11 protein-coding genes are annotated in these 9,519 nt (G+C 64.5%); 8 read left to right on the top strand and 3 right to left on the bottom strand.

The window, feature by feature from the left end; translation table 11 throughout:
* Nucleotides 1-223: 223 nt before the first annotated feature.
* On the bottom strand, nt 224-781 hold the full coding sequence (locus AC0L3X_RS27935) for an SET domain-containing protein (protein WP_354131410.1): 558 nt from the start codon (nt 779-781) through the stop codon (nt 224-226).
* A gap of 160 nt (nt 782-941) precedes the next feature.
* On the opposite strand from AC0L3X_RS27935, the gene AC0L3X_RS27930 reads away from it, so the two are divergent.
* Nucleotides 942-1,547 (top strand): hypothetical protein, encoded by a 606-nt coding sequence (locus AC0L3X_RS27930; RefSeq protein WP_439035196.1) that lies wholly within the window; start codon nt 942-944, stop codon nt 1,545-1,547.
* A gap of 21 nt (nt 1,548-1,568) precedes the next feature.
* Here the strand turns inward: AC0L3X_RS27930 and AC0L3X_RS27925 are convergent, their stop codons facing one another.
* Complete coding sequence (locus AC0L3X_RS27925) at nt 1,569-2,303, bottom strand: TetR/AcrR family transcriptional regulator (RefSeq protein WP_473317025.1); 735 nt, start codon at nt 2,301-2,303, stop codon at nt 1,569-1,571.
* A gap of 106 nt (nt 2,304-2,409) precedes the next feature.
* Here AC0L3X_RS27925 and AC0L3X_RS27920 point away from each other — a divergent pair, with 106 nt between their 5' ends.
* The 7 genes from AC0L3X_RS27920 to AC0L3X_RS27890 all read left to right on the top strand — a co-directional run bounded on the left by AC0L3X_RS27920 (nt 2,410) and on the right by AC0L3X_RS27890 (nt 7,787).
* Nucleotides 2,410-3,807 carry a carotenoid oxygenase family protein gene (locus AC0L3X_RS27920; protein ID WP_354131408.1) on the top strand — a complete coding sequence of 466 codons (1,398 nt, stop codon included), beginning with the start codon at nt 2,410-2,412 and terminating at the stop codon, nt 3,805-3,807.
* A 74-nt stretch (nt 3,808-3,881) separates the two neighbouring features.
* A complete protein-coding gene (locus AC0L3X_RS27915; RefSeq protein ID WP_071912263.1) occupies nt 3,882-4,145 on the top strand; it encodes a hypothetical protein in 264 nt (87 codons plus the stop codon).
* A gap of 76 nt (nt 4,146-4,221) precedes the next feature.
* Nucleotides 4,222-4,797 carry a hypothetical protein gene (locus tag AC0L3X_RS27910; RefSeq protein WP_354131407.1) on the top strand — a complete coding sequence of 192 codons (576 nt, stop codon included), beginning with the start codon at nt 4,222-4,224 and terminating at the stop codon, nt 4,795-4,797.
* 14 nt (nt 4,798-4,811) lie between these two features.
* Nucleotides 4,812-5,363: an inner membrane-spanning protein YciB gene (locus tag AC0L3X_RS27905; protein WP_085404236.1), complete on the top strand. Its 552-nt coding sequence runs from the start codon at nt 4,812-4,814 to the stop codon at nt 5,361-5,363.
* Between the two features lie 108 nt (nt 5,364-5,471).
* On the top strand, nt 5,472-5,768 hold the full coding sequence (locus AC0L3X_RS27900; RefSeq protein ID WP_071912259.1) for a hypothetical protein: 297 nt from the start codon (nt 5,472-5,474) through the stop codon (nt 5,766-5,768).
* Between the two features lie 14 nt (nt 5,769-5,782).
* Nucleotides 5,783-6,703 carry an SH3 domain-containing protein gene (locus AC0L3X_RS27895; RefSeq protein WP_354131406.1) on the top strand — a complete coding sequence of 307 codons (921 nt, stop codon included), beginning with the start codon at nt 5,783-5,785 and terminating at the stop codon, nt 6,701-6,703.
* Between the two features lie 358 nt (nt 6,704-7,061).
* Nucleotides 7,062-7,787 (top strand): DUF3616 domain-containing protein, encoded by a 726-nt coding sequence (locus AC0L3X_RS27890; protein WP_354131405.1) that lies wholly within the window; start codon nt 7,062-7,064, stop codon nt 7,785-7,787.
* Nucleotides 7,788-7,830: 43 nt separating this feature from the next.
* On the opposite strand, the gene AC0L3X_RS27885 is transcribed toward AC0L3X_RS27890, so the two are convergent.
* The gene (locus AC0L3X_RS27885; RefSeq protein ID WP_354131404.1) at nt 7,831-9,486 is read right to left on the bottom strand and encodes a fumarate hydratase; all 1,656 of its coding nucleotides are present in this window, start codon (nt 9,484-9,486) and stop codon (nt 7,831-7,833) included.
* Nucleotides 9,487-9,519 lie beyond the last annotated feature (33 nt).

The following is a 9,519-nucleotide window of genomic DNA, read 5'->3' as shown; positions in this document are numbered from 1 at the left end:
CGATGGGGGGCCGCGCCGGCCTGGGCGCCGGGGGTGTTTGCCGACATTAAATTTGTGGCATGCCGCACGCGGGTTATGGGGGCGCGGGGGTGCGCCCAGGCCAGTCGGTGCCGCCCCCGGGCCCCCCGGGCCGACCCAGTATTCCGAGACAGTAGACGGATGCGGATGGGCTGCGGCGTACTGGATGCCCCGCTTTCGCGGCGCATGACACCGCGGCTAATGGCTAAGCCCGCGCGCGACCGTTCTTCTTGCCAACGGCATGGCCGTTGAGCTTCTTCTTGCCGGCCTTCGCGCCCGCCTTCTTGGCCTTGGCTTCCGTGCGCGCCTTCACCTTGGTGCGTTCGGCGCGGGCCTCGGCGCGCAGCTTCTTGCGCTTGGCCTCGCAGGAAGGGCATTTGCAGCCGATCGGCTTGAGATAGGCTTTGAAGTAGTCGGTGCCGTAATCGTAGTTGATCTCGTCGCCCGGCTCGATGTTCTTGATGGCGCGGATGAAGACCTTGCGCTCGCGCGGCCGGACGTCGGACTCGGCGTTGGGGCGGCAGGAATGGTTGATGTAGCGGGCGAGGTTCTTGCGCACCGACCCGTCGATGGTCCAGCGGTTGTTGAGCTCGAACAGGTATTTGTTCTCGATCTCGTCATGCGCGGGAATTTTGGAGTCCAGGATCGGTCCGAAATAACGGATGATCCGGGTCCCCTTCTTGATCGGCATGGTGGCGAAGAGGCCAAGTCCGGTCTTGGAACGGCCGACGCGGTAGGATTTGCTGGAAGCGATGGCTGGCATGATCGAATGAGATGTCGCGGACGAAGCGCGGTAAGCGCAGCGGAAGGCGCCCTTCTAGAACGATTCCGCGCCGCTGTCAGGTACATCCCGCCTCTGTTTGAACCTTGCCCACAGTGAAGACGTCTGATGGAGGAAGTTCCCTCTGTATCAAGGCGTCGTCATGAGGCGTATCGCGTTCCTTTGTCTGACCGTGCTGCTGACTTGCCTGAGCGCGGGTCACGTCGCCGCCCAATCCATGGGCAGCAGCTATTCCTCCACAGCGCCAAAAGACTGCCGCCAGATCGGCAAGCCCAGCGAGCTCGACGGCAGCACCACACGGGTCTGCCCGGGAAAAAACGGCCTGATCGTGCTGATCGCCGAGGATGATCTGCGCGAAATCGTCTCGGTCGGCCGCAACCGCAAGGCCGCAGCGGAGGAACCGGCGGCAAAGGTCTGGTTCGCGCCATTCAATTCGTCGGAGGCCACCGTCGAATGGCGTAGCGCGGGCACGAAGCCGATTGCCATGATCCAGCGCTGGCACATCGCCGATAGCACCGATCCCGACAAGCAGGGACGGCCGAACACCAAGGCCATGCTCGTCGTGACGCGGCTGCCGCCGGGGTCGGTCTGCCACGTCGCCTATGTCGATGCCATCGCCAACCCCACCGCCAATGAGCTCGCTCGCAAGGCGGCGGACGATTTCGCCCGCAGCTTCACTTGCGGCAAGGACGAGGTGAAGATTGTCGGCACGCGTGGACGTGCGGTCGAACTCGCGACGATGCGCTAGGGCAGCGCCCGCCCGAACGCGCTATGCCGGCAGCTTCGCCGTGATGGGCGCCGTCAGCATCGCCTCGAGCAACTGTTCGGCCGTCGTCCCCTCGGGCAGCCGCCCCAAAATGTCTTCGAGCCGTCCGTCGAGCAGCAGCATGGTGAAGCCGTGCACCATGGACCAGGCGCGGGCGATCGCCGCACCCTGGTTCAGCGTCAGCGAATCTTCGCTGATCTGCTCCTGACGCATCATGCCGATGGCATTGGCGAGCCCGGCGAAGGAGGCTTCGGCCGCCTCGTGCAGCGAGGGTCTGGAATAATCGAGCCGTTCGGTGCGGAACATGATGCCGTACATGCCGGGATGGGCCTGCGCATAGGCGACATAGGCCTTCTGCCGCGCCAGCGCGCGCTCCAGCGGCGTGGTGGCGGCGTCGCAGGACGAGGCCATCGCCGCGTTGAACTGGCGGAAGCCGACGGCCGCGAGCTCGCTGAGCAGGCCGGTGAGATCGCCGAAATGATGGGTCGGCGCGGCATGCGAGACGCCCGCCTCCCGCGCCACCGCGCGCAAGGTCAGGCCGGAGAGCCCGTCGCGCTCCAGCACCCGTTCGGCGGCCTGGAGCAGCGCCTCGCGCAGGGCGCCGTGATGATACGGCGTCTCCGTCTTCGCTACTGCCGGACGGCGTGTGGAACGCGCCTGCGCGCTCGCGGCCGACGATGTCTTGCTCGGGGTACGCGGCTTGCGCGCTGTTTCGCTGTTGGTGTCGCTTTTGGCCATTTGCAAGCTATATGACGCAATATTGACAGTGTAAAGATTTCACTTGACGAATGCGGTGATCGGCATTATTCGATCTTTACGATGTAAAGATAAGGAGGGATACGCCGTGCAGCACGACGCCGTCACCGAGCGCCGCCATAACCTCGGTCCGATTCCATTCGAAGCCGATGCGCCATTCCTCAAAATCGTCGGGGAATTGCCGCGCGATCTGAATGGCGTGCTCTATCGCAACGGTCCCAATCCGCAGTTCGATGCGCCCGGTGCGCACTGGTTCGTCGGCGACGGCATGCTGCATGCTTTCCACCTCGAGAACGGCCGCGCCAGCTATCGCAACCGCTGGGTCCGCACGCCGAAATGGCTGGCCGAGCACGATGCCGGCCGCGCGCTGTTCGGCGGCTTCGGCCGCAAGCTGCCGGATGCGCCACAAAACCTCACCGACGGCGGCGTCGCCAACACCAACATCATCTTTCATGCCGGCAAGCTTTTGGCGCTGGAAGAAGCGCATCTGCCGACCGAGATCGAGCCGGGCACGCTGGCGACGCGCGGCTATCACGATTATCAGGGTCGTGTCGCCGGCAGCTTCACGGCGCATCCGAAGGTCGACCCGGTCACCGGCGAGCTCGTGTTCTTCGGCTACAACGCCGCGGGTCCGCTGACGCCTGCCCTCTCCTACGGATCGATCGACGCCTCCGGCAAGGCGACGCGCTTCGAACGTTTCGAGGCGCCCTATGCCAGCATGGTGCACGACTTCATCGTCACCGAGAACCATGCGCTGTTTCCGATCCTGCCGATCACCGGCAGCATGGAGCGCGCGATGAGCGGACGGCCGCCTTATGCCTGGGAGCCGGACAAGGGCGCCTATGTCGGCGTGATGAAGCGCAACGGCACGGCGAAGGACATCGTCTGGTTTCGCGGCGAAGCCTGCTACGTCTTCCACATCATGAACGCGTGGGAGGACGGCAACCGCATCATCGCCGACGTCATGCAGTTCGAGGAAGCGCCGCTGTTTCCGCATCCCGATGGCCGGCCGACGGATCCGGAGAAATCACGCGCGCGCCATTGCCGCTGGACGTTCGATCTCTCGGGGAAGACCGACCGCTTCCAGCAGACCTATCTCGACGATCTCACCGGCGAATTCCCCCGCATCGACGACCGCCGCGCCGGATTGAAAAGCCATCACGGCTGGTACGCCTGCGCCAATCCGCGGCTGCCGATGTTCGGCGCGCTGTCGGGCATCGTCCATGTCGACGGCAACGGCAGACGGCTCGGTCATTATCTGCTGCCGGCCGGCGATACCATCTCCGAGCCGGTGTTCGTCGAGCGCGCGACGGATGCCACGGAAGGCGACGGCTGGCTGTTGGCGGTGGTCTGGCGCGCGCGGGAGAACCGCAGCGACCTCGCGGTGTTCAACGCCACCGATGTCGAAGCCGGCCCCGTTGCGCTGGTGCAGCTCGGCCACCGCGTGCCCGACGGCTTTCACGGCAATTGGGTGGGCGCGCAGTAACTCTTGTCATTCCGGGGCGCGACGACGTCGCGAGCCCCGGAATGACATCGCGGATGTCACCAAAGAGGCCTCGCATGCATATGCCCTCGATCACCGCAGATTGCCTTGCCGTCCTCGCCCTGGCCTGCGCAGCGCTCGCACTCCGGATGATCCGGCTGCGACGGAGCGGCCATGTCATCTTCAACGGCGGCATCTTGCTCTCGGTCGGCCTCCTGCTCGCCGCCGCGCTGCCGATCCTGTCGCGCCTGCCCTGGGCGGAATTCGCCGACGAGGCGTCCGACCAAGCCATTGCTGCCCTTCACTTTTTGGAAGTCACCTACGTTATTTTGACACTGTAAAGATTTCGCTTGACCCAGCATCGCTCCTGAATTATTGATCTTTACATCGTAAAGATTAGCCAGACCGAGGCGGCTCATGGCGATTTTCCTGATCCTCGCGCCCTACGGCGCCTACACTTTCCTGATGCTGGTGACGTCGGCCACGATCAGCGTGTTTGCCGCGTCTGCGATCTGCCTCGCCACCATCACGGTCGATGTCGCGCGCGGCCGCTCCGTGAAGATCCTAGCGACGGGCTCGGCGATCGTATTCGCCGCAATCGGCCTCTACCTCGCGCTGATCGACCCGAAGCTCAGCACGCTGGGAGTCAAGCTGTCGGTCGACATCGGCATCTTCGTCATCTCGCTCGGCTCGATGCTGGTCCGCCACCCGTTCACGCTGCAATATGCGGTTGAAACGGTCCCGGCCGAGACGGCGGCGATGCCCGGCTTCCTCACCGCCAACTACGTCATCACCGGCGCCTGGACCACCGCCGCGCTGTTGATGATGGCCGCCAACATCGCGCTGCTCTACGTCCCCGGCCTGCCGCTCTGGTCGGGCCTTGCGGTCGCCTTCGCCGCCCGCAACAGCGCGATCTACTTCACAAAATGGTATCCCGAGTATCGCCAGATCAAATATGCTGCGCCCGCCGCCGCGCTGCCCCACCCCCATTGAAGACAGGACAGACGATGAAAGACGTATTCCGCCGGCTCGTCTCTGATTTCCTCTCCACCATCGTCTTCCTGGTAATCTATCTCGTGACCGACAACGTCATCCTCGCGACCGCAGTCGCGATCCTTGGCGCCATCGGCCAGGTGGTCTGGTCGCGGGTCAAGGGCCAGACGCTGGGCTACATGACCTGGGCGAGCCTCGGCCTCGTCATCGTGCTCGGTGGCGCAACGCTGCTCACCCACGATCCGCGCTTCGTGCTGGCGAAGCCCGCGATCGGGCATGTCGCGATCGGCATCATCATGCTCAAGCGCGGCTGGATGCTGCGTTATCTGCCGGCGATCGTGACCGAGACCATTCCGGAATACGTTACCGTCGCGGGCTACGCCTGGGCCGCGCTGATGTTTGCGCTCGCCGCGGGGACCGTTGCGGTTGCCATGACCGGCGACATGAAGCTGTGGGCCTTCTATATTTCGGTGGTCCTGATCGGCGCGAAGATCGTTGCGTTCGCGATCCAGTACGTGGCCTTCCGCCTGCTCATCGGCAGCCGTATTCGCGCAGCCCGCGCTTAAGGGCGCGTCAAAGAGAGCGTTAGGCACGTCCCCCGAGTTAGGCTATAGGCGTCCCTGGCTCACCTTGCGGATTGTCGCGAGGTGCCGGGAAAAAGTTGGGAGACACGAATGGCCGTGGACGGCAACTGGACTCTGACCATGACGACGCCCATGGGCGAGCGCAAGGCCACGCTGACCTTGCTGAACTCCGGCGGCACACTGACCGGAACGCAGGGCGCCGACGGCAATTCGGCCGAGATCTTCGACGGCACCATCAGCGGCGACGCCGTCAACTGGAAAGTCTCGATCACCAATCCGATGCCGTTGACGCTCGAGTTCATCGGAACGGTCTCTGGCGACAGCATGAGCGGCGAGATGGGCATCGGCCCGATGGGCAGCTTTCCGTTCACGGGCGCGCGCGCGTAGGCACGTTGCGAACCATGCGCGTGCTCCGTCTCATCGCGGCAACGATCCTGTGTGTCGCGACGCAAGCGGCGCGCGCGGATGACACCGAACCGGCGTGGCGCGCAAGCGCGCTCGCCATGGTGCCGGCGGGCTATGTCACCGGCACGGCCTATCGGACCGAAGGCTCGACCGGCACCCTCGCCGTCTATCCGGCCTCGTCGAATGATCCGAAGACACCGGCAAGCGTGTTCGCTGCACGCCAGGCCCTCGTCGTCACGCTGACGCCGGATGCGACGCGCGCGGTCTCGGCCGAATTGAAGCCGCGCAGCGCGCCGGATCCTGATAACGACGACACTGACTTCGCAAAGCTCCACGCCGATCTCGCCGCCAGGCGCGCAACGCTGCCCGATGGGACCGAGCCGTGTGATCTCGGCGCCTGGTCCATCGACAAGGATCCTGATGGCCTCAACGTGCGCGCCGAGCCCTCGGCGAAAGCGCGCGTGCTCGGCACGCTGCCGCCGCCCTACCGGCTGAAGCTTGGCGGCGCCGAGAACACGCCCGACGGCGGCTGGCTCACCGAATTCCGCATCATCGGCTTCAAGGACGGCTGGTTCCTGATTGAAGGCGCGAAGCCGCCCGGCAAGGATTACGAGGACGAGAAGAGATATCCGCGCAGCGCGCCAAAACCCTATGCGGGGCGCGGCTGGGTCGCGTCCAACAAGGTCGGCGCGTCCTACGCCAATGGCGCGACGCGCATGGGCGGAGTTTTCCAGGCGCCGTTCGTCGATGCGAAATGGATGCCTGCCCAGCGCGAGCTCGGCGGCCCAATCGACACCGACGGCGGCCCGAAGCGCATCTTTGCCTGTAGCGGGCTCTGGGGCCTCGTCGAGAGCCAGGACGGCGTCCGCGGCTGGTGGCGCTCGCTGTGCTCGAACCAGGTTACGAATTGCAGCTAACGGGCTGCGGTCATTGGCCACGGGGCCAAGGCGCTCAGGTCGTTGACCACAGCCGGCTTCACGAGCAGGATACAGCATACAACTAAAGATTTTTATTGATCTCAACACACTTGCAGCAGAAGGGGAATTTGCATGGTCTCCCTCCCCGCTCGCAATCGCATCCACCTGTTCCTGACCTCCGCCGTGGCCGCGCTTGCTGGAGCAGCGCCGGCGAGTGCCGATGTGCTCGAGCCGCAGTCACCGGCGTGGCAACTGAGCGAGCCGTTCAAGAAGAGCGCGGATGCCCGCACCAACATCAGTGGAGCGGCGTGCGCGACCACATCCCCGCCCCTCAAATCCTGCCTCGTCGTCAACGACGATGAGCGATCAGGCCAGCGGCGATCCGGATGCCGAGGGCGCCGCTTACGATGACGGTTATTTCTACGTGGTCGGATCGCACGGCCGCAAACGTTATCATCCCGACGACAGCAATCCGACGAGCTATCACCTCTTTCGCTTTCCCGTCGACAAGCTCACTGGAGAGCCACCCTTCCCGATCTCCGCGGACGAGGTGATCGGCGTCGAAGCATCTGTGACGCGCCTGCGCGGTGCAATCAAGGACGCACTGCCCGCGGATTACGACAAGCCCCTCGGCGACAACGGCGCCAACATCGAAGGCATCGCGGTCAAGGCGGACCTAATGTATCTTGGTTTCCGTGGTCCTTCCAAAGACGGCAATGCTTATATTCTCACGGTCGACGCAAAGGCCGTCTTCACCGAGAACCTGCCGCTCAAGGCCAAGCTCATCGACCCTCCGCTGCCGCTTGGTACAACGACCGGTATCAGGGACATCGCCGCCGTGTCAGGCGGCTTGCTTCTCCTGACCGGGCCGGTCAACGAACAGCAGATTGCGCCCGCCGTCGTCTTCTACAATACCAGCAGCGGCAAGCTTGGAACGATCCACACGCTCAACGTCGCCGACAGCACCGCCAAGGCAGAGACCCTGCTGGTGCTCAGCGACATCAGCGGCGAGCCATGGCGCGTGCTCGTAATGTTCGATGGGCCCGAAAACGGCGCGCCGACGCAGTATCTGGTGCCGCGCTAAAGCGCACCATCAGCAGCGGACCGCCGTTCAACTGCGCGGAGCGCTAGCCCAGATTCAATTCCTTGAAGAAGTCGTTCCCCTTGTCGTCGATGATGATGAACGCCGGGAAGTCGACGACTTCGATGCGCCAGATCGCTTCCATGCCGAGCTCGGGATATTCGAGCACCTCGACCTTCTTGATGCAGTGCTCGGCGAGGTTCGCAGCCGCACCGCCGATCGAGCCGAGATAGAAGCCGCCATACTTCTTGCAGGCCTCGCGCACGGCAGGCGCCCGGTTGCCCTTGGCCACCATCACCATCGAGCCGCCGGCGGCCTGGAACTGGTCGACGAAGGAATCCATGCGGCCCGCGGTGGTCGGGCCGAACGCGCCGGAGGCGTAGCCCTCGGGCGTCTTGGCGGGACCGGCGTAGTAGACCGGATGGTTCTTGAAATAGTCCGGCAGCGGCTCGCCTCTCTCGAGGCGCTCGCGCAGCTTGGCATGCGCGCTATCGCGCGCGACGATCATAGTGCCGGTCATCGAGACCCGCGTCTTGGTCGGGTACTTCGAGAACGTCGCCAGGATGTCCTTCATCGGCTGGTTGAGGTCGATCTTGACGACCTCGCCGCCGAGCGACTGCTCGACCTGCGGCAGATATTGCGCGGGGTTGTGCTCAAGCTCTTCGAGATAGACGCCATCTTTGGTGATCTTGCCGAGCACCTGGCGGTCGGCCGAGCACGACACGCCGAGCCCGATCGGCAGCGAGGCGCCGTGGCGCGGCATGCGGATAACGCGCACGTCGTGGCAGAAATACTTTCCACCGAACTGCGCGCCGACGCCGAGCGACTGCGTCATCTTGTGGATTTCCTGCTCCATCTCGACGTCGCGGAAGGCGTTGCCGTCGGGCGAGCCGTGGGTCGGCAGCGCGTCGAGATAGCGGGCGGAGGCGAGCTTCACCGTCTTCATGCACAGCTCGGCCGAGGTGCCGCCGATCACGATGGCGAGGTGATAGGGCGGGCACGCCGCGGTGCCCAGCGTCAGGATCTTCTCCTTGAGGAAGGCGAGCAGGCGGTCCTTGGTCAGCACCGAGGGCGTGGCCTGGAACAGGAAGCTTTTATTGGCGGAGCCGCCGCCCTTCGCCATGAACATGAACTTGTAGGCGTCGTCGCCCTCGGCGTAGATCTCGCACTGCGCCGGCATGTTGTTGGCGGTGTTCTTCTCCTCGTACATCGACAAGGGCGCGACCTGCGAGTAGCGCAGATTGCGGCGCAGGTAAGCGTCGCGCGCGCCTTCCGACAGCGCCGCCTCGTCGTCACCATCGGTGATGACGTTACAGCCCTTCTTGCCCATGATGATCGCGGTGCCGGTGTCCTGGCACATCGGCAGCACGCCGCCGGCCGCGATGTTGGCGTTCTTCAGGAAGTCGAGCGCGACGAACTTGTCGTTGGGGCTCGCCTCGCCGTCCTCCAGGATTGCGCGGAGCTGCTTCAGATGGCCGGGGCGCAGATAATGATTGATGTCGCCAAAGGCCGCCTCCGACAGCGCCCGCAGCGCCTCGCGCGACACCACCAGCATGTCCTTCCCCAGGACCTTCTCGACCCTGACACCCTCAGCCGTGATCTTCTTGTAGGGCGTCTCGTCCTTGCCCAGCGGGAAGAGCGGGGTGTGCTTATAGGGCGGAACGGGCTTTGCGGGGTCGGGGAAGGCGGTGGGAGCGTTCATGATCTGGTCTCGGATTGGGGCCGCAGGGCGCGC

It is taken from the genome of Bradyrhizobium sp. MI1.7 (genome assembly GCF_055811795.1).
Note: the sequence above shows the minus strand (reverse complement) of the source record. Positions and strands in the feature narration are given on the sequence as shown.